Genomic DNA, 18,070 nt, shown 5'->3' on the forward strand with positions numbered 1-18,070 from the left:
ACCCGCATGAACCGTTCGATCCTGGTGGTGTACCGGCCCGCCGCCGGCCGCTACACGGCGCAGTTCCGCAGTGTCGTCGAGGCCGCCACCGGTCTCGGTGTCCGGCCCGTGGTGCTGCTGCCCACCGGCTGGGAGGCGCCCGAGGCCGAGGGGCTGCCGCTCTACCACGCCGATCTGGACGACACGGCGGCCGTACGGGCCGCTGTCGACGGCATCTGCGCCGAGCACCGCATCGAGCGGATCTTCCCGCTCTTCGAGGGCGACGTCCTGCCGGCCAGCCGCAGCCGCAGGGACCACGGGATCCCGGGTCTCACCCCGGACCAGGCGCTCAACTTCCGCGACAAGAACGTGATGCACCGCAGGGCCGAGGAGCTGGGCGTGCGGGTGGCCCGATCCTGCCGGCCCGACACGGTGACCGCGGTCGCGGAGTTCGCCGAGGAGGCCGGGTACCCGGTCGTGATCAAGCCGTACGCGGGCTGGGCCTGCGGCGACACCTACCGGGTGGACAGTCGCGAGGACCTGAACCGGGTCTGGGGAGCGATGGGCGACGACCGGCACGAGTACCGGGTCGAGGAGTTCATCCGCGGCACCGAGTTCCATGTCGACTCGCTGTTCCAGAACGGCGAGGTCGTCTTCGAGCAGCTGTCCCAGTACACGTACTCCGTCCTGGAATACCTCGACGAGCCGGGTGGCACCATCTCCCGCAAGCACAACCTGACCCCCCGCGAGCAGCGGATCCTCGACCTGAACGCCTTGGTTCTGCGCGGGTTCGGGCTGAGCACCGGTGTGGTCCACGCGGAGTTCTTCCTGCCCGAGGACGGCGGCGACGTCGTCTTCGGCGAGGCGGGCGCGCGGGCGGGCGGCGGTTCGATCGTCCCGGCGGTCGAGGCGGGGCGCGGCATCAACCTCGCGGGCGAGTGGTGCCGCCTCGAACTCGACCAGGACCACCGGCCGGACGCCAGGCTCGGTCCGGAGATCGGCACCGAGTACCTGAGCTCAGCGAAGTACGGGCGCATCACCGCCATCACCACGCCCGAGGAGCTGACCGCCCTCGACACGGTGCTGGACGCCGATGTGTGGAAGGGCGTGGGCGATGTGCTGGCCCCGCCGACCGCGTCCAACGACGTCCTCGGCTGGTACGTGTGCGAGGGCACCGACTTCGAGGATGTCCGGGCCCGCTTCAAGACCGTACGGGACGCGTTCCGTGTCGAGACCGAACAGGTCTGACGATCTCTCAGAGAGGGGGCCGAGCCATGTGGCTGACCCGGTTCAAAGAACTGCCGCTTGCGCTGCGCGTGCTCTTCCTCGCGTCGTTCGTCAACCGTGCGGGCATGTTCGTCTTCCCGCTGCTCGCCGTGTACTTGGTGCGCGGCGAGGGCCTCACGCCAGGTGAGGCCGGACTGCTGATCTCCGTCGGCAGTACGGGCCTGCTCGTCGGCAGCCTGCTCAGCGGCCCGCTCTGCGACCTGCGCGGCCGACGCACCGCGCTGCTGACGGCGCTCCTGCTGAACGCCGCGGGCTATCTGGGACTCGCGGTCTTCGACGGGCCGCCGTGGACGTACGCGGGACTGCTGTTCATCGCGCTGGTCGGCATGGGCATGTTCAGCCCCGCGTCCAACACCCTGGTCGCCGACCTGACCACCCCCGAACAGCGCCCCTTCGCGTACACGATCAGCTACGTCGGCAACAACCTGGGCATGGGCGTCGGCCCGCTGCTCGGCGGCGTCGCGGCGGCGTACTCGTACCAGGTCATGTTCGCGGGGAACATCCTCGCTGGGCTGGCCTGCGCGGCGATGATCGTGATCTGGGTGCCGCGCGACCGGCGCGGCGGCGCGGGCGGGCGCAAGGACAAGGGCCGCACGGGATCCCTGGGCCACGGTCATGTGCTGCTGATCGTCCTGGTCTCCTTCTTCTACGTCGCCCCGCTGATCGGCCTTGAGTACGCGCTGCCGCTGGCGGTCACGACGGTGCTCGGCGAGTCCGCGGGCCTGGTCGGCGCCGTCTACACGATCAACAGCATCGTCGTGGTCAGCCTGGGACTGCTCCTGGAGAAGCACATCAGGGCGTACGGGACCAAGATGCTGCTGCTGGTCGCCGGTCTGCTGTGGGCGCTGGGCCTGGCCGTGATCGCCTTCGCCTTCTCGCTGCCCGCCATCCTGCTGTCCACCGTCGTATGGACGCTCGGCGAGATCATCGTGTCCGTCGTCGTGCCCACGTACATCGCCGACCATGTCGACGAGCGCCGCGTCGGCAGCTTCATGGCACTCAACGGCTTTGTCCTCGGCCTCGCCCGGCTCGTCGTGCCCGTCGGGCTCGGCGTCATCTGGACGGCCCACGGCCACGAGCCCGTCTTCCTCACGCTTCTCGCCGCTCCGCTGGTCGGCATGGCCGCGTTCGCGCTGCTGCGCATCAAGCCGTCGGCCGCCACACCCGCAGCGGAGCCCCCGGACGTCACCGTCCCGGCGGCCGATGCCGTCCGCCAGACCAACTAGCCACTTCCGCCCTCACAACCAACTGGCCACTTCTGTCCGCACGTTCACCGCACCGCACCCACCACAGAGAGCGCTCATGTCCCAGACGAAGTTCCTGCTGTCCGAAGACCGCCTCCCCACCACCTGGTACAACGTGGTCGCGGACCTGCCCAAGCCGCTGGAGCCGATGCTGCACCCCGGCACCCGCGACCCGATCACCCCGGCGGACCTGGAGCCGCTGTTCCCGCCGGAGCTGATAGCCCAGGAGTTCTCCACCGCCGCGACCGTGGACATTCCCGGCGCCGTACTCGACGTGTACAAGCAGTGGCGCCCGAGCCCGCTGGTCCGGGCCCGCCGCCTGGAGAAGGCCCTGGACACTCCGGCCCGTATCTACTTCAAGAATGAGGGCGTCAGCCCGGCCGGCAGCCACAAGCCCAACACGGCCATCCCGCAGGCGTATTACAACAAGCAGGCTGGTGTGGAGCGGCTCACCACCGAGACCGGCGCGGGCCAGTGGGGCAGCTCCCTCGCGCTGGCCTGCCAGTACTTCGGCCTCGTCTGCGAGGTCTACATGGTCAAGGTGAGCTACCAGCAAAAGCCCTACCGCCGGGGCCTCATGGAGACCTTCGGGGCGAGCGTCACCGCCAGCCCCAGCGAACTCACCGCCGCCGGCCGGGCCGCGCTCGCCGCCGACCCGAACTCGCCCGGCAGCCTGGGCCTGGCCATCTCCGAGGCGGTGGAGGCGGCGGTGAGCAGCAACGGCACCGCCAAGTACGCGCTCGGCTCGGTCCTCAACCATGTGCTGATGCACCAGACCATCATTGGCCAGGAGGCCCAGCTCCAAATGGAGTTGGCCGAGGACTACCCGGACATCCTGATCGGCGCCGCCGGTGGCGGCTCCAACTTCGGCGGGCTCGCCCTGCCCTTCCTGGGCGAGCAGCTGCGCGGCGGACGCAAGGTCCGTGCCATCGCCGTCGAGCCCGCGTCCTGCCCGACGCTGACCGAGGGCAAGTTCGAGTATGACTTCGGTGACACCGCGGGCCTGACCCCGCTCACCAAGATGCACACCCTCGGCCACGACTTCGTACCGCCGAGCATCCACGCGGGCGGGCTGCGTTACCACGGCATGTCGCCGATCATCAGCGCGCTGAAGGACCTCGACTACCTGGAGGCCCGCGCCGTACCGCAGACCGCGTGCTTCGAGGCCGGAGTGACCTTCGCCCGCCACGAGGGCATCGTGCCGGCGCCGGAGTCGACGCACGCGGTGCGCGTCGCCATCGACGAGGCGCTGGCCTGCAAGGAGTCCGGCGAGGCGAAGAGCATCGTGTTCTCGCTCTCCGGGCACGGCCACTTCGACATGCAGGCGTACATCGACTACTTCGCAGGGAAGCTCAAGGACTGAGCGGTACGGGGGGAGGGGCGGGCCGTGGGGGCCCGCCCCTGAACGATATTGACTTTGGGGGAAGTTCATGCAGGACACGCAAGGAGTACGGCCGGTCATCCTCGGCATATCGGGGTCGGAGAGAGCCGGCGGCAACACGGATCTCGCACTGGACCACGCGGGCGACCTGGTGCGGGAGCGGGGGGCCGTGTTCCGCACGATCCATCTGCGCGACCACCGCATCTCGCCGTGCAGCCCGTGCGGCGACTGCAACGCGCGGACCAGTCCGTGCGAGCTGAAGGACGACATGCCCGCCATCGTCGAGGAGATGAAGCGCGCCGACGGCATCATCTACGCCGTGCCGGTGCACGGCTTCGGCCTGGCCCACCTCATGCAGATCTTCATCGAGCGGGCGGGCGTGGGCTTTCTGCGCTTCGACCGTCCGCTGGCCAATAAGGTCGGCGGGATCATCGTCACCAGCCGACGCTACAGCGACGCCTCCGTGCACAACCAGCTCGTCGACAACCTGTTGCTCAACCGGATGATCCTGGTCGGCAGCGGATTTCCCGCCCTGCTGCGCAACTCCGCCAAGGAGCCGGGCCTGACCGACGTCGAGGGCCTGGACGCCCTGGAGCGGATGACGCATCGGATGATCGACATGACACTGCTGCTGCGCAGGCACCAGGCGGCGACCGGGGAGCCGGTGCTGCTGCCGGACGACCGCAACGAGCGGGTCGCACGGGCCCATTCGATGACTTGAGAGCTACCTGACTTGAGACCTAGCTGACCAGCCCGGACCGGACCGGACCAGCCCGGACCGGTCCAGTCAGATCCGACATCTATCACTGACATCCGTCAAAGGAGAGCTCTGCTCATGACCGCCACCACGACCCCCGCCCTCGTCGGAATCGACTTCGACGCCATCCCCTGGGAGAAGTGGCACAAGCCCGGTGCCGACGGGCGGGTGAAGATCGCGTACACCGGTGGTCTGCGCGTACGGCTGATGGAGCTGCCCGCGGGCTTCAACGAGGAGCACTGGTGCGAGCGCGGCCACCAGGGCTATGTGCTCCAGGGCGAGTTCACCATCCACTTCGACAACCGCTCGGTGCCCTGCCGTCCTGGGATGGGCTTTGTGATCCCCGGTGACGAGCGGCACCGCTCGCAGGGATCCGATAGCGAGCCGACCATCGTGTACGTCGTCGACCAGGTGCCCGAGGCATGACGGGGGCAACCGGCACGGCGCGGTTCGATGGCGGTCCCGCGCGGATCGACGAGCTGCGCGGGTCCATCGACGTACTCGACCGGCAGATTGTCCGGCTGCTCGCGGAACGCACGGCAGTCGTACGGGAGTTGACCGAGTTCAAGCGTGACGAGGAGACCGTGCGCTCGCCCGGCCGGGTGGAGCAGGTCATCAGCAAGGTGCGCCGCCTCGCCGAGGAGGAGGGCATGCCCCCGGCCATCGCCGAGGCCACCTACCGCACGCTCATCGCCGAGCTGACGGATCTCCAGATGCGTCGGCTCGCCGAGCGGCGGGTGGCCGCGGCGTCCGCACCCGCGTCCGCACCCGCGTCCGCACCCGCGTCCGCACCCGCGTCCGCACCCGCGTCCGCACCCGCACCCGCGTCCGCACCCGCACCCGCGTCCGCGTCCGCGTCCGCACCCGCACCCGTAGCCGGGGAGGCCGAGGTATGACGCGCCGCCGCCTTGCCGATCTGCGCACCGCGCTGGCCGGCCTCGACCTGATGCCCGGCGAGCTGGTCCGGGTACGGGAGGAGGTCCCGGCCCGGTTCGGGGTCTCGTCGCACTACGCGAAGTGGGCAGGCACCCCGGCCCCGCCGCCGACGGGCCCCGGCCCCGCGGTCCTCTTCGAGCGGGTCACGCCCAGCAGCGCGACCGCCGAGGCACGGGCCGTGCTCATGGGGCTGTACGGCACCCGGCGCCGGGCCGCCGCCCTGCTGGGTACGACCCCGGCTCTGTTGCCGCACCGGCTGCTCGACGCGGTCGCCGCGCCCGTGCCGCCGGTGCGGGTCAGGGAGGGCGGGGCGCCGGCCCGGGTAACGCTCGCGCCGGACCTGACCGCGCTGCCGGTGCCGGTCCTCACCGACGAGGACGCGGGCCCGTATCTCACGCTCGGGGCGGTCCTGGCCACCGATCCGGAGACCGGTGTACGGAACCTCTCCATCCACCGGATGTGCGTGCAGGGCCCTGATCTGCTGTCCATCTGGATGGTGCCGGGCCGGGACCTGGAGGCCGCGTACCGTTCGGCGCTGCGCGCGGGCCGCCCGCTGCCCGTCGCGATCCATCTGGGGCTCGGGCCCGCCGTACTGCTCTCCTCCTGCTGTCCGACCTCCCTCGTTCCCACGGGGCTCGACGAACTCGCGGTGGCGGGTGCGCTGGGCGGGGCGCCGGTGGAGCTGGCGCCGTGTCGCACGGTGGACGCGGAGTGCATAGCGGACGCCGAGTACGTGCTTGAGGGTGAGCTGCTGCCCGATCTGGCGCCGGAGAACGCACAAGGGCCTGCGGCCACACCGGAGTTCCTCGGCTACCAGGGCCGGGCGCATCCTTCGTTGCCGACCGTCCGGATCACCGGGATCACCGCACGCGAAGGCGCGATCCTGCAGGCCGTTTCGGGCCCCGGCCATGAACAGTCGGTGCTGCTGGGTTTCGGGATGGAGGCCGCGGTGCTCGGCCGACTGCGGGAGTGGGATGCCCCGGTCAAGTCGGTGCTCTGCCACACGGCGGGCGGCGGTCAGCTCATGGTGGTGCTCCAGTGGCTCGCCAAGCGCTCGGCGGCCGACGACGAACTGGTGCGCAAGGCTTCGGAGTCGGTGCTTGAGGAATTCCGGATGGCGAAGATGGTCGTCTCGGTGGACGAGGACGTGGACCTGGAGTCCGACGAGGACCTGTGGTGGGCGATGACCACCCGGATGCAGGCGGACCGCGATGTGGTGGTGCTGCCGGACAGGGAGGGGTTCCCGCTGGACCCGACGCAGTCCACCGGCTACTCGGCGAGCCTGTCGGCGGACGGCCGCACGGCCAAGGTGGTCTTCGACTGCACCGTGCCGTACGCGCAGCTGTCCCGCTTCCACCGGCCGCGCTTCACCCCGGTCAATCCTTTTACTCCGGACGGGACGTGACCTCGCGCACGCCTTCTACTCCGGACAGGACTTGACCTCACGCACGACGGCGGCCAGCAGCGCGATGCCCTCGGTGATACGGGCCGTGGTCAGGGCCGCGTACCCCATCAGGAAGGTCGGTTCGGTCGGCAGGTCCTGTACGAAGTAGCCGGACGCGGGGTAGATCCGCACCCCGCGGTCGGCCGCCAGCCGGGCGATCCCGGCCTCCGTGGCGCCGCGTGTCCCGGTGAGCGTGACCAGGACGTGCAGGCCTGCCGCTTCGCCGGAGATGCGCACCTCGGAGCCGAAGTGTTCAAGCAGGGCCTCGATGAGGCGGCTTCTGCGCTGCCGGTACAGGCGGATCATCCGGCTGATGTGACGGGTGTACGCGCCGGTCGCGATGAAGTGGGCGAGCGCTTCCTGGTCGACGGTGGGCGTCAGCCGGTCGGTGATCCACTTGATGCCGAGGAAGGGCTGCACGAGATGCGGCGGGAGGATCGCGTAACCGATCCGCAGGGCCGGGAAGAGCGTCTTGCTGAAGCTGCCGACGTAGACGACGGTGTCCCGGTGCCGGGCGGCGGCCAGGGCGGGCAGGCGCTCCGCGGTGAAGGTGAACTCGTTGTGGTAGTCGTCCTCCAGGACGGTCGCGCCGCGCTTGTACGCCCAGTCCAGCAGGGCGAGCCGCCGGCCCTCGGACATGATGAAACCCGTCGGGAACTGGTGCGAGGGGGTCACGTACACCAGCTTGACCCGCGCCGGATCGTGCCCCTGCGCCCGCACGCAGGCGTCGATGTCGCCGACCCGCAGCCCTTCCTCGTCCACCGGTACGGGCACCACGGTCGCCTCGGAGCAGCCGAAGACCTGGCGCAGCACGGTGTGGCTGGGGTCCTCGATGACCACCACGTCCCCCGGCCGCACCAGCAGCCGGACCAGGATGTCCATGGCCTGGGTGGCGCCACCGGTAACCATGATCCGGTCGGCGGACGCGTCCAGGGCGCGACTCTGCCGCACCAGCGTGGCGATCTCCGTGCGCAGCGTGGGGGAGCCCTCGGCCGGCCCGTATCCGAGCGCGGCGGCATCGGCCCGGCCGTACGCCTCCTGGAGGGACTGCAACCAGCGTGCCACCGGGAAGTTGGCGAGCGCGGGCGTGCCGTGCCGGAAGTCGAGCCCGGTGCCGGGGTGATGGGTGGGCGCCGGCTCCCAGGGCTGCCAGAGGGAGTTGCCGTCGTCGGTGGATCTGGGCGGCTGCGGGGCGAGGGCCGCGGGCGCCGACCGGCGGGCGCCGGACGGTACGCCGCCGGCGAGTCCGGCGACCCGGGTGCCGGAGCCGCGTCGGGCGGTGAGGATGCCGTGGGCGCGCAGCAGTTCGTAGGCCCGGGTGATGACGGTCCGGGAGACGTCGAGCTGGAGGGCGAGTTCACGGGAGGCGGGCACGGCGTCACCGGGCCGCAGCTGCCCCGACCGCACCAACAGGGTGACCTGGTCGCACACTTGCTGCTGCAAGGGCGTGGCACTGTCCCGGTCCAGGGCGATGAGCAGCTCCGACGACCCCACGTTTGTCCCCCTTACTCCCCCCACAAACCACTGCCGAGTCTCGCATGACCCCCGCCGACCACCGCAGCCGAGGCGTGCTCAGGCGGTGTGCGGCGGGAGTTGGGGCGCTGGAGCGCGCGATGCGGCCGTGGAAGGATGACGCGACGCGACCGGCCGGACCTGGCCGGGGTGCCGACGACGCGAGGGCCGGGTCCGCGACGGGTGCCGGCGATGGGACCGAGAGGGGATGACGTGGCACAGGGACCAGTACCGCTGACCGACCAGGAGATCGCCGAGCAGTTGGAGGGTCTACCGGGCTGGGAGCAGCTGGGGCACGAGATCACCCGCACCTACGGCCTCGACTATCACGCGGCTGTCGGGCTGATCGTGCAGGTGGCGGACCATGAGCGTCGGGTCTGCCACCACGCGGACATCGACCTGCGGATCGACCATGTCCGTTTCGGCATCACGACCCACGAGGCCGGCGACGAGCTGACGGCGGCGGACTTCGCCCTGGCGGCCCGCATCGACGCGATCGTCCAGGCCCACCAGTCGGTCCCGCTCGACTGAGACCGACCCCGGGCACCGAAGCCCCGCTCGGACCCGCGGTGCGGGAATGGGCGGGGCGAGCCGAACCGTCACGCCAGCTGGAAGATCTCGTGAGCGGTGTCATCGCCTCGTCGGCCCCCGCCCGTCCAGATCCTCGCAGTACTCCGCCACCTCCGCCTGCCAGCGGGCGTTGACCCCGGTGGCCGCCATCGCGGCCTGCGCCCCCGCGAAGTCGTCGGTTTCCACGTAGCCGACGAGCAGGCCGTCCTGGCACACATGGAGCGAGCAGTTGTGCCAGCCGACCGCGCCGAGCGCCGCGCGCATCTCCGGCCAGACCCCTGTGCGCAGCGGGCCGGGATACGCGTCCAGGTGCCGTACCGCTCCTTTCCCGCCGACCTGCGGTCCGGGGTCACCGGCCAGGTCGAGCGGTGCGCGTTGATGCTGAAGGACCCGGCGACCTGGCGGGACCTGTGGTGGATGCTGACCGACATGACGGCGGGCGCGACCACCGCGATCGTGGCGCCCTCCCTTTGACGGCGGTGGATGCCCCACCCGGCAAGGGCAGTCGCAGGACGCGACTGCCCTTCGGGGTTTGCGCCTACGGACGTGTCACCCGGGCGTTGCGCTTCGACTGTGCCGCCTCAGCCCCTTCCCGGTCCCGCCCCCGTCCCCCGCAGTGGCTCGCGGCTCCACACCTCCAGTTCGGGCCGGTCCTCGGTGGCGGTGATGCGGCCGGTCATCGACCAGCCCCAGGACCGGTAAGCGGCGGTGGCCGCCGTGTTCGTCGCGTCGACGAACGTCGTGACGAGCTCGGCCTCGACCCGGGCGAGCAGGCGCTCCTGGAGGTGGCTGGCGATGTGGTGGCGGCGGTGGGACGGGTGCACCATCAGCTCGGCGACGGCGAAGACGTTCCCGGAAGCGGTGAGTTCCTCGATCTCCTGCGGCACGCCGCCGCGCAGCCCCTGCCACCAGCCGCCCGAGCGGTGCGGCGGATAGCCGTAGACGCAGCCGGCGAGGCTGGTCTCGCTGGCGACGAGCATGTCGAAGCCGGGGCGCTGCACATCGGCGGCGAATCGTTTCAGGAAGACCCGCCGGTCGTGGAACTCCTCGCCCGACGCGCCGCGGTACGCCGCGACGTACAGGTCCGCGATGGCCTCCCGTTGTTGATCGGCCTGCCAACGGCTCAGTCGACGTAAGAACACCTCTGTCATGCGGACATCGTGGCAGTGCGGTGCTGTTGGGGGAACGGCGCGCGGTGCGTATCGGGTGCCGGGGGCCACTCACCCCGAGGCGTGGGCGGAGAGGGCCGCCTCGATCTGCGGGGCGACCTCCTGGCCGGACAGCGGCTTCCCGTCCCGGCTGAACGCGTGCACGTCCTGCTCGCCCAGGCGCAGGGCGGGGGTGCCGCGGATGCCGCTGCGCTCGAAGGCCTCCGCCACGGCGCCCGCCCACGGGAGGTAGCCGCCGTCCTGGACGGCCTGCCGGAAGGCGTCCGAGCCGAGGCCGCCCGCGCCGGTACCGGTGTGGACCGACCGGGCGACGGCCAGCAGGCCGGCCGGGTCGCCGTAAGCGTCGTCGCGCTCCTCGGGCTGGTTCGCGTAGAGCGCCTCGTGCAGAGCCTTGAACTCGGCCTGCCCCTCGTTGACCGCGGCCCCCAGCGCGCCCAGCGCCGTCCTGGAGCCCCGGCCGCCCAGCATCCCGTCGAGGAAGGTCGCGAAGTGGTACTCCAGGCGTAGCCGGCCGGCGTCCGCGAAGGCCCGAATCGTGGCGCCCGACGAGCGCTCCATCGCCGCGCAGTACGGGCAGCGCAGGTCCTCGTACAGCGCCAGGGCCGGTACACCGTCGTCCGCCGGGCCGTACGGGACCACGAGACCCGACTCGCCCGTCGTGTGCGCGGGCGTCGCCGGGGCGGCGGCCCCGCCGGGGGCGTGCGGGGGCGTGGCGTCCGGGTGGTCTGGCTGGCTCATGCGCTGGCTCCTTCGGTGCCGTCAGATCCTGTCCAGCTACGCACAGCGCCCCGCGCGACGCATCATTTGGCCCCCCGGTCGGCCCCTCGCGACGCACCCGCGCAGCCCGCGCCCTCGCTCCTACGTCATCCGTCGGCATTCGTAGGCGCTCGTGCATCACTGTCTGTTGACGTGGGGCCGCCCCAGGACCGTCAATTCCGTATGGCCGATATCGAGGGGATGCGGCAGATCGACACCCGCCACGGCCGCGTCGCCGTCCATGTGAGCGGCGCCGGGGCGCCCGTCGTGCTGCTGCACGGCAGTCCGGGTGATCACCGCGACTACGAGGCGGTCCTGCCGCGGCTGGCCGCTCACCACCGGGTGATCGCCGTCGACTGGCCCGCGTACGGCGCCTCACCCGCCCCCGAAGAGCCGCGCCGGACGACGGCCCCCGACCTCGCGGGGGCGCTGCGTGACCTCGTCGACGTGCTGGGGCTCGACCGGGCCTCCTACATCGGGAACGCGGTCGGCGGGTACGCCGCGGCGTGCCTGGCCATCGAGGCGCCGACGCGGGTGAGCGCCCTGGTCCTGGTCAACAGTGCGGGCTTCGGACGGGCCAACGCGGCGACCAGGACCCTGGGCCGACTGCACGGCACACCGACCGCGACCCGGCTGCTGTCCCTGCCGACGGCGCGGTTCGGCAATCCACGGCCCAACGCGTACGTGACCGACCTGCTCGGCCGGTACGCCGCCGCGCTCACCGACCCGGCCGCGGTCGCCGTCCAGTCCGCCGTCCGGCGCAGCCTCGCCCGTCCGGACACCGATCTGCGCGAGCGGGCCGCCGCGATCCGGGCGCCGACGCTGCTCGCCTGGGGGCGCCGGGACAGGATCGCCGGCGCCCGGGACGCGTGGCGGGCGGCGCGGGCGGTGCCGGGAGCGCGGCTGGTGCTGCTGGACGCGGGGCGCGTGGCGTTCGCGGCGAACCCGGCGGCGTTCCTGGCGGCGGTGCTGCCGTTCCTCGCCCGGCACGGCGGCTGACGGGATCTCGCCCGGGGTGATCGGGCGCGTACGACGCGAACCGTCGGATGAAAAATTCCTCCCGTGCCATCGCGTCGATGGGGGTAGGGAGCGGCCCGGGAACGTACCCGGACGGACGGGGGGCACATGGGACAGGTGCGCACGGACACGGCGTTCCGGGAGTTCGCGGCAGGCCGCACGACTCATCTCCTCCGGTCGGCGTGCCTGCTGACCAGCGGGGACACACACCTGGCCGAGGATTTGGTGCCCCGCGGCCCGGCCGCGAGGATGCGGAGTGTGTATGGGCCCTCGGAGTACAGGTGCGCGTTGGTGACCAGCTCGCCGGCCAGCAGCCCGGCGGTGTCGGTGAGCCTACGCGCACGGCCCGGTCCCGCGGCTGGACACCGTGCACCTGGACCAGTCCCACGGCCTGGCGTTCCTCGACGCGGAGGCCCAACTGGCCAAGTAACGGACCCTTTTCGGCAGAATCGAAGTCGTGGCGCACTCGCCGACGGAGAGCCGGGACGTCATCCACAGCATCAGCCGGAACCTGTGAAGGGAACTCACATGCGCACGCACGACTGGCAGAAGTCCTCGTACCGCGCCCAGGGCGACTCCTGCGTACACGTGGCCGCATCAGGTGACACGGTCAAACTCACCGAAAGCAGCGATGCCACCGGGGCGATACTCCAAGCCACGCCCGCCACCTGGGCCGCCTTCCTCCGCACGGTCAAGCAGGACGCACCTCATGCCTGACATCCCCACCGACCTCAACTGGATCCGCGCCGCCCCCGAAGGCGAGGAGGGCCCCGGCCCCTGGATCGAGGTCGCCTTCGGCCCGGAGGACCTGGTCTACCTCCGCGAGACCAGCGACCCCGACAACGTCGTCACGACAACCCAGCAGAAGTGGGACGCATTCGTACTCGGCGTCCAGGCAGGCGAGTTCGACCACTTCGCGGACCGGGACTTCGCTGCCGTGGAAGTTCCGGTCCACGGTCCAGGAAACCCTGCCCCCCGCGGCTGAGGCGTCGAGCGCGCTGGGTGCGGCCGGTGGCGTGCGTCCCGGCCGCGCCCGCGTTGCCCGGCCGTGGCGTGCGGCCCGCCCCAGCCCGTCACTTCGCGTCGGCGTAGCACTCCACGATCGCCGTTGTGAAGGGGAACCGCACCGGTGTCTCGCCGAAGGCGACTCGTCCGGCCAGATCCCCGGCCGCGCGGATCGCTCCCGCGACCGTGTCCGCCTCGTCGGCCGGGCAGTGCACGATCACCTCGTCGTGCTGGAAGAAGACCAGCTCGGCGCGGAGCCCCGCCGTCGTCAGTGACTGGCGCAGCGCCGCCATCATCAGCAGCGCCCAGTCCGCCGCACTGCCCTGCACCACGAAGTTCCGGGTGAAGCGGCCCCGCGCGCGGGCGTTCGTCGACGCGTATCCCGGGGTGAACTCCCCGCCCGCGGCGGGGTCTCGGCCCGGCTCCTGGGTCGCCGCCTCCTGCGGGATGCCCGCCTCCTCGCCGTCCCCCGACCCCGCCGCGGGCGGACAGGTCCGGCCCAGCCAGGTCCGTACGAGCCGCTGCTCCTCACCCGCGCGCGCCGCGTCGTCCACATACGCGACGGCGCGCGGGAAGCGTCTTCGCAGCGCTGCCAGGTTCTTCAGGCCGTCGCCCGACGTCTGCCCGTACACCGCGCCCAGCACAGCGAGCTTCGCCATGTCGCGGTCACCGGCGAACGCCCGGTCCGACACCGCCTTGTACAGGTCGCCGGGCTGGCCCGCCACCTCCATCAGCCCCGGGTCGCGCGAGATCGCCGCCAGCACGCGCGGCTCCATCTGGTCGGCGTCGGCGACCACCAGACGCCATCCGGGATCCGCGATCACCGCCCGGCGGATCACCTTGGGGATCTGGAGGGCGCCGCCGCCGTTGGTCACCCATCGGCCCGTGATCGTCCCGCCCGGCAGGTACTGGGGTCTGAAGCGGCCGTCGCGCACCCAGTCCTGGAGCCAGCCCCAGCCGTGCGCCGTATAGATCCGGTACAGCTTCTTGTGCGTGATGAGCGGCTCCACCGCCGGGTGGCCGAGGCCCTCGATCTCCCATCGCCGCGTCGACTTGATCTTGATTCCGGCCTGCCCGAACGCCTTGATCACGTCCGCGGGCAGCTCCGGCCGCACCCGCCGCCCGAACGCCGCCGACACCTTGTCCGTCAACTCCGCGAGCCGGCGCGGCTCCCCGCCGCCCGCGTACCGCTCGCCCAGCAGCTCGTCGAGCAACTCCCGGTGCACATCGGCCCGCCACGGCAGCCCGGCCCCGTTCATCTCGGCGGCCACCAGCATCCCCGCCGACTCGGCGGCGGTCAGCAGCCGCATTCGGTGGGGGTGCTCGGCCGCCGCGTGTCTGCGGCACTGGTCGGCGTACACCTCAAGGAGGTCGTCGAACGGCACCCGCACCGGCTGCGGCTCGAAGAGCGAGGACTGCGAGCCTGGCTCGGCGGCGCGCTGCGGCGGATCCGGCGGCACGGCCCGGTCGTGCAGCCGGGCCCAGGCCGCCGCCGCCGAGTGCGGCTCGCCGTGCCGCCCCTCGTGCCCGAGGAGCAGCGCCTCCGCGTCCTCGACGTCGTAACACCGCTCGACCCGCACCCCGGCGGCGAGCAGCCGTGGGTAGATCTCGACGGTCGAGCGCCACACCCAGCGCCCGACCTCGGGCCTGGACCGGATCGCCTGCGCGAGGTCCGGCTCCTCGCGCACATCACCGGCGGGCCGCCCGTCCCGCCCCAGCGGCACGAGCAGCGCCCCACCCGCGTCCGTCGCGGCGACGGCCCACCGATCGTTCATGGGTGCGAGTCTGGCACCCGGCACTGACAGTCGCCGGGGGACGCGTCACGCGGCAGTGACAGTGGCGTGCGCCACATCGGCGGCCAGTGCGTGCGCGGTGGCTCCGCCGAGGGCGCGGTTCGTGGGCTCCATGACATGCGGCTTACGACTGCGGCCGGGCCGGGCCGCCGGTCTTTCGGCCAGGTGGGGCGGGCCGAAAGGCGGGCCGGTGCGGGGCGCGGCAGGATCGACGTTGGGGAGGCAGGAGAGCCGGTGTCCATCAGGAAGGACAGCCGGTGCCCACCGAGGAGGAGACTCAGATGCGAGCGATCGTTTTCAACGAGTTCGGTGGACCCGAGGTCCTGCGGTCCACGGAGACCGACGAGCCGCACCCGGGCCCCGCTGCCCGGCCAGGCAGCCCACCGCCGAAGCGAGGACACCCACCGCAGCGGCCTCGCTCAGCAGCAGCCGTCGTATCTGTCCCGGCGTCGCCCCGGCCGTCCGCAGCAGCCCGAACTCGCGCCTGCGCACTGCCACCGCGAAGGCGAAAGTCGAAGCGACGACGAAGACCGAGACGAAGGTGGTGACGCCACCGGCGGTGCCGAGCACGGCGTTCACGGTCACCAGGGCCTCGGCGTCCTCCTCCGCCCCGGGATCGGCGAGTGCCCGGTCGTCACCGGTGAGCACTTGGGCCCGGTCGCCGACGGCTCTCCGTACGGCGCCGACGGGAGCGTCCACGCCAACGGCGCTGACGGGAGTGTCCACGCCAACGGCGTCGCTCCTGTTGCCGTTGCGCTCGACCCGGCCCAGTGCGCGCAGGTCGCGCAGCAGATCCGCGTCCACAGGGTGTGGATGAGCGAGTTTCTTCGACACCCGAGCGGTGTTCGGCCCCCGCCGCATCTCCACGGTCAGCGTGTCCGTACCCCTCACCACGACCGGCGACGAAGCGAACCGCTGCGGGGTGCGCGTCGGCGGGTCGAGGCTCGCGGCGATGCCGAGGGTCATGGTCGTCATCAGCCCGACCCCGATCGCCAGCGCCACGAAGCTGCCGACGAAGGTGGCCCAGCGGGTTCGCAGCGCGCTCAGCGCGACGGTCAGCACGCCACACGCTCCAGGCCGGTCATGTGGGCGGCGATCCGCTCGGCGGTGGGGGAGGCCAGCTCGTCCGCGACGCGCCCGTCGACCAGGAAGACGACGCGGTCCGCGTGCGCGGCGGCCACCGGATCGTGGGTGACCATCACGATCGTCTGCCCCTCCAGATCCACCAACTCCCGGAGCATCAGCAGCACTTCGCGGCTGGTTGTGATGTCCAGTGCCCCGGTCGGCTCGTCCGCGAAGAGCACCGCGGGACGGGTGATCAGCGCCCGCGCGATCGCCACCCGCTGCTGTTGTCCGCCCGACATCTCGCCGGGCCGGTGCCGGGCCCGCCCGCCGAGCCCCACTCGCCCGAGCGCCGCCGCCACCTCGGCGCGGGAGGGCCGGCGCCCCGCCAGCCGCAGCGGCAGCGAGACGTTCTGTGCGGCGGTCAGCGAGGGCAGCAGATTGAACGCCTGGAAGACGAAGCCGATCCGGTCCCGCCGCAGCAGCGTCAGCTGCCGCTCGCTCAGCCCGCCCAGCTCGGTACCGCCGACGGCCACCGCCCCCGAGGTCGGCCGGTCGAGCCCGGCGGCGCACTGGAGCAGCGTGGACTTGCCGGATCCGGAAGGCCCCATGACGGCGGTGAAGGTACCGGAGCCGAAGTCGAGATCGACCGCGTCGAGGGCGCTGACCTCGCGGTATGTCTTGCGGAGCGCGGTGAGTCGTACGGCGGTTGTGGTCATGTTCGCAGACTTCCGCCCGCGGCCCCGCCGATCACGACCGCTGGACGGAGTCTTGGGGGTATGCCTGGCCCTACCTCGCTCGGCGAGGAGTGCAGGTGGGCGGCGACGTATTCTGATTCCCGTACTCGGCCACCGGCCCGTCCCGCCGCGATCAGCTCGCGGAGAAGTACACCGGGCGTCGTGCCGACAAACTCCACGCCGACAAACTCCATGCCGACAACGACTTCGCCGCGGTGGGCGAAGTGCTCAAGGAAGTGCAGCAGCGGGATGTCCGTGCCTGAGGGATCGATCGAAGCCGTCGACAAGGCGTTCGCCGCCGCGCTCTACACGGACGGCGACACGGGTCTCGACATCGGGGCTTCGCTGCTGGCCGCCGACCGGAACGTCGATGCCGAACTACGCCGTCGCGGCGAGGAGTTCGTCACGCGGGCCTGGCAGCGCGGCTGGCAGCCGGCCGACGTCGAGCGGATCGTCCGGCGGGATCTGGCGGAACACCATGTGCGGCTCGTGGGCGAGCTGATCGCGGGCGAGGTCCGTGGGTACGGGCAGCTGCCGCCGCGCTGGGACGCACAGCTCGCCGAGCTGGATGTGCGGGAGTGGCGGGCGGACCGGTTCTCGTACGCGACCGCCGTGCTGGAACTGCTGCGCGTGCTGCTGCGCCTGCCCGCGATCGAGCCGGTGGGGGCGGCGCCGGGCGCGCCCGTCCACGTACCGCCGCGGCACGGCAGCGAGCCCCGCATGCTCACCCGCGTCCGCGCCCTGCTCGCCAAGGCCGAGGCCACCGACTTTCCCCAGGAGGCGGAGGCGCTCACCGGCAAGGCGCAGGAGCTGATGGCGCGCCACAGCATCGACGAGGCGCTGCTGGCCGCCCAGGGACACGCCGGCGATACGCCCGCCGCCTGCCGGATCGGCGTCGACGCCCCCTACGAGACGGCCAAGGCGATCCTGCTCAACGCCGTCGCCGACGCGAACCGTTGCCGCGCCGTGTGGAACGGCGACCTCGGCTTCTCCACGGTCGTCGGCTTCGAAACCGACCTGGAATCCGTCGAGTTGCTGCATACGTCGCTGCTGGTGCAGGGCACCGCGGCGATGACCCGCGCGGAGGCGGCCCAGCGGGCGGGTGGCCGCAAGCGCACCAAGGCGTTCAGGCAGTCGTTCCTGACGGCGTACGCGAGCCGGGTGGGGGACAGGCTGCACGAGGCGACCGAGCATGTCACCGAGGAGGCCGGCGGCTCGCTGCTGCCGGTGCTCGCGGCGCGGGACGTGGCGGTCGAGGACCGCACGGACCGGATGTTCCCGGAAACGACGGCGACCCGCGTGCGCGGCGTCACCGACTACGAGGGCTGGGAGCACGGCACGGCCGCGGCCGACCGCGCCCACCTACCGAAGTCGCACCGCCCGGAAACGCACCGGCCGATCCGTGACTGAGCGGGGCCTAC

At 71.8% G+C, this 18,070-nt stretch carries 19 protein-coding genes and 2 pseudogenes; 14 read left to right on the forward strand and 7 right to left on the reverse strand.

Annotated elements, in window-relative coordinates; translation table 11 throughout:
* Positions 1–6 precede the first annotated feature (6 nt).
* The 7 genes from QMK30_RS08190 to QMK30_RS08220 all read left to right on the forward strand — a co-directional run bounded on the left by QMK30_RS08190 (position 7) and on the right by QMK30_RS08220 (position 6,989).
* A complete protein-coding gene (locus tag QMK30_RS08190) occupies positions 7–1,227 on the forward strand; it encodes an ATP-grasp domain-containing protein (RefSeq protein ID WP_283516516.1) in 1,221 nt (406 codons plus the stop codon).
* Positions 1,228–1,253: 26 nt separating this feature from the next.
* Entirely contained in the window at positions 1,254–2,492 is a 1,239-nt protein-coding gene (locus tag QMK30_RS08195) for an MFS transporter (RefSeq protein WP_283516517.1), read from the forward strand.
* A 76-nt stretch (positions 2,493–2,568) separates the two neighbouring features.
* Entirely contained in the window at positions 2,569–3,873 is a 1,305-nt protein-coding gene (locus QMK30_RS08200; RefSeq protein WP_283516518.1) for a TrpB-like pyridoxal phosphate-dependent enzyme, read from the forward strand.
* A 67-nt stretch (positions 3,874–3,940) separates the two neighbouring features.
* Positions 3,941–4,612 carry a flavodoxin family protein gene (locus QMK30_RS08205; protein WP_283516519.1) on the forward strand — a complete coding sequence of 224 codons (672 nt, stop codon included), beginning with the start codon at positions 3,941–3,943 and terminating at the stop codon, positions 4,610–4,612.
* A 114-nt stretch (positions 4,613–4,726) separates the two neighbouring features.
* Positions 4,727–5,074 (forward strand): cupin domain-containing protein, encoded by a 348-nt coding sequence (locus tag QMK30_RS08210; RefSeq protein ID WP_283516520.1) that lies wholly within the window; start codon positions 4,727–4,729, stop codon positions 5,072–5,074.
* Positions 5,071–5,544, forward strand: a complete 474-nt coding sequence (locus QMK30_RS08215; protein ID WP_283516521.1) for a chorismate mutase — start codon at positions 5,071–5,073, stop codon at positions 5,542–5,544. Before QMK30_RS08210 ends, QMK30_RS08215 begins: the two co-directional genes overlap by 4 nt.
* Positions 5,541–6,989, forward strand: a complete 1,449-nt coding sequence (locus QMK30_RS08220) for a UbiD family decarboxylase (RefSeq protein ID WP_283516522.1) — start codon at positions 5,541–5,543, stop codon at positions 6,987–6,989. The genes QMK30_RS08215 and QMK30_RS08220 overlap by 4 nt, the downstream gene beginning before the upstream one ends.
* Positions 6,990–7,004: 15 nt before the next feature.
* On the opposite strand, the gene pdxR is transcribed toward QMK30_RS08220, so the two are convergent.
* A complete protein-coding gene (gene pdxR / locus QMK30_RS08225; protein WP_283516523.1) occupies positions 7,005–8,522 on the reverse strand; it encodes a MocR-like pyridoxine biosynthesis transcription factor PdxR in 1,518 nt (505 codons plus the stop codon).
* A gap of 231 nt (positions 8,523–8,753) precedes the next feature.
* Here pdxR and QMK30_RS08230 point away from each other — a divergent pair, with 231 nt between their 5' ends.
* Positions 8,754–9,071 (forward strand): 4a-hydroxytetrahydrobiopterin dehydratase, encoded by a 318-nt coding sequence (locus QMK30_RS08230; RefSeq protein WP_283516524.1) that lies wholly within the window; start codon positions 8,754–8,756, stop codon positions 9,069–9,071.
* 99 nt (positions 9,072–9,170) lie between these two features.
* Here the strand turns inward: QMK30_RS08230 and QMK30_RS08235 are convergent, their stop codons facing one another.
* The gene (locus QMK30_RS08235; protein ID WP_502963089.1) at positions 9,171–9,374 is read right to left on the reverse strand and encodes an L-rhamnose mutarotase; all 204 of its coding nucleotides are present in this window, start codon (positions 9,372–9,374) and stop codon (positions 9,171–9,173) included.
* A gap of 45 nt (positions 9,375–9,419) precedes the next feature.
* On the opposite strand from QMK30_RS08235, the gene QMK30_RS08240 reads away from it, so the two are divergent.
* The gene (locus QMK30_RS08240) at positions 9,420–9,584 is read left to right on the forward strand and encodes a hypothetical protein (protein ID WP_502963090.1); all 165 of its coding nucleotides are present in this window, start codon (positions 9,420–9,422) and stop codon (positions 9,582–9,584) included.
* A gap of 107 nt (positions 9,585–9,691) precedes the next feature.
* Here QMK30_RS08240 and QMK30_RS08245 read toward each other — a convergent pair whose 3' ends face one another.
* Positions 9,692–10,261 carry a GNAT family N-acetyltransferase gene (locus QMK30_RS08245; protein ID WP_283516525.1) on the reverse strand — a complete coding sequence of 190 codons (570 nt, stop codon included), beginning with the start codon at positions 10,259–10,261 and terminating at the stop codon, positions 9,692–9,694.
* A 69-nt stretch (positions 10,262–10,330) separates the two neighbouring features.
* Positions 10,331–11,017 carry a DsbA family protein gene (locus QMK30_RS08250; protein ID WP_283516526.1) on the reverse strand — a complete coding sequence of 229 codons (687 nt, stop codon included), beginning with the start codon at positions 11,015–11,017 and terminating at the stop codon, positions 10,331–10,333.
* 201 nt (positions 11,018–11,218) lie between these two features.
* On the opposite strand from QMK30_RS08250, the gene QMK30_RS08255 reads away from it, so the two are divergent.
* The 4 genes and pseudogenes from QMK30_RS08255 to QMK30_RS08275 all read left to right on the forward strand — a co-directional run bounded on the left by QMK30_RS08255 (position 11,219) and on the right by QMK30_RS08275 (position 13,037).
* Positions 11,219–12,034, forward strand: a complete 816-nt coding sequence (locus tag QMK30_RS08255) for an alpha/beta fold hydrolase (protein WP_283516527.1) — start codon at positions 11,219–11,221, stop codon at positions 12,032–12,034.
* Positions 12,035–12,160: 126 nt separating this feature from the next.
* Positions 12,161–12,280: pseudogene (locus QMK30_RS08260) on the forward strand (SigE family RNA polymerase sigma factor); the annotation flags it as partial.
* A gap of 300 nt (positions 12,281–12,580) precedes the next feature.
* A complete protein-coding gene (locus QMK30_RS08270; protein ID WP_283516577.1) occupies positions 12,581–12,769 on the forward strand; it encodes a DUF397 domain-containing protein in 189 nt (62 codons plus the stop codon).
* On the forward strand, positions 12,762–13,037 hold the full coding sequence (locus tag QMK30_RS08275; RefSeq protein ID WP_283516528.1) for a DUF397 domain-containing protein: 276 nt from the start codon (positions 12,762–12,764) through the stop codon (positions 13,035–13,037). Before QMK30_RS08270 ends, QMK30_RS08275 begins: the two co-directional genes overlap by 8 nt.
* A gap of 88 nt (positions 13,038–13,125) precedes the next feature.
* Here QMK30_RS08275 and QMK30_RS08280 read toward each other — a convergent pair whose 3' ends face one another.
* The 3 genes and pseudogenes from QMK30_RS08280 to QMK30_RS08290 form a co-directional block, all read right to left on the reverse strand.
* On the reverse strand, positions 13,126–14,832 hold the full coding sequence (locus QMK30_RS08280) for a bifunctional 3'-5' exonuclease/DNA polymerase (RefSeq protein WP_283516529.1): 1,707 nt from the start codon (positions 14,830–14,832) through the stop codon (positions 13,126–13,128).
* A 375-nt stretch (positions 14,833–15,207) separates the two neighbouring features.
* Positions 15,208–15,912, reverse strand: a pseudogene (locus QMK30_RS08285) (FtsX-like permease family protein); the annotation flags it as partial.
* Positions 15,906–16,631 carry an ABC transporter ATP-binding protein gene (locus QMK30_RS08290; RefSeq protein ID WP_283516530.1) on the reverse strand — a complete coding sequence of 242 codons (726 nt, stop codon included), beginning with the start codon at positions 16,629–16,631 and terminating at the stop codon, positions 15,906–15,908. The pseudogene QMK30_RS08285 and the gene QMK30_RS08290, both read right to left, overlap by 7 nt.
* A gap of 267 nt (positions 16,632–16,898) precedes the next feature.
* Between QMK30_RS08290 and QMK30_RS08295 the strand changes: the two genes are divergently transcribed.
* On the forward strand, positions 16,899–18,059 hold the full coding sequence (locus QMK30_RS08295) for a DUF2786 domain-containing protein (protein ID WP_283516531.1): 1,161 nt from the start codon (positions 16,899–16,901) through the stop codon (positions 18,057–18,059).
* Positions 18,060–18,070 lie beyond the last annotated feature (11 nt).

Origin of the sequence: Streptomyces sp. H27-C3 (assembly GCF_030063415.1) — a bacterium.
Taxonomy (GTDB): Bacteria; Actinomycetota; Actinomycetes; order Streptomycetales; family Streptomycetaceae; genus Streptomyces.

Bases quoted from the DNA above. Each gene is read 5' to 3' on its own strand.
- QMK30_RS08270 (WP_283516577.1), top strand. From the start codon at position 12,581: ATGCGCACGCACGACTGGCAGAAGTCCTCGTACCGCGCCCAGGGCGAC.
- QMK30_RS08280 (WP_283516529.1), bottom strand. From the start codon at position 14,832: ATGAACGATCGGTGGGCCGTCGCCGCGACGGACGCGGGTGGGGCGCTG.
- QMK30_RS08255 (WP_283516527.1), top strand. From the start codon at position 11,219: ATGGCCGATATCGAGGGGATGCGGCAGATCGACACCCGCCACGGCCGC.
- QMK30_RS08275 (WP_283516528.1), top strand. From the start codon at position 12,762: ATGCCTGACATCCCCACCGACCTCAACTGGATCCGCGCCGCCCCCGAA.
- QMK30_RS08250 (WP_283516526.1), bottom strand. From the start codon at position 11,017: ATGAGCCAGCCAGACCACCCGGACGCCACGCCCCCGCACGCCCCCGGC.
- QMK30_RS08290 (WP_283516530.1), bottom strand. From the start codon at position 16,631: ATGACCACAACCGCCGTACGACTCACCGCGCTCCGCAAGACATACCGC.
- QMK30_RS08245 (WP_283516525.1), bottom strand. From the start codon at position 10,261: ATGACAGAGGTGTTCTTACGTCGACTGAGCCGTTGGCAGGCCGATCAA.
- QMK30_RS08295 (WP_283516531.1), top strand. From the start codon at position 16,899: ATGTCCGTGCCTGAGGGATCGATCGAAGCCGTCGACAAGGCGTTCGCC.
- QMK30_RS08190 (WP_283516516.1), top strand. From the start codon at position 7: ATGAACCGTTCGATCCTGGTGGTGTACCGGCCCGCCGCCGGCCGCTAC.
- QMK30_RS08210 (WP_283516520.1), top strand. From the start codon at position 4,727: ATGACCGCCACCACGACCCCCGCCCTCGTCGGAATCGACTTCGACGCC.
- QMK30_RS08215 (WP_283516521.1), top strand. From the start codon at position 5,071: ATGACGGGGGCAACCGGCACGGCGCGGTTCGATGGCGGTCCCGCGCGG.
- QMK30_RS08195 (WP_283516517.1), top strand. From the start codon at position 1,254: ATGTGGCTGACCCGGTTCAAAGAACTGCCGCTTGCGCTGCGCGTGCTC.
- QMK30_RS08220 (WP_283516522.1), top strand. From the start codon at position 5,541: ATGACGCGCCGCCGCCTTGCCGATCTGCGCACCGCGCTGGCCGGCCTC.
- QMK30_RS08205 (WP_283516519.1), top strand. From the start codon at position 3,941: ATGCAGGACACGCAAGGAGTACGGCCGGTCATCCTCGGCATATCGGGG.
- QMK30_RS08200 (WP_283516518.1), top strand. From the start codon at position 2,569: ATGTCCCAGACGAAGTTCCTGCTGTCCGAAGACCGCCTCCCCACCACC.
- QMK30_RS08235 (WP_502963089.1), bottom strand. From the start codon at position 9,374: ATGCGCGCGGCGCTCGGCGCGGTCGGCTGGCACAACTGCTCGCTCCAT.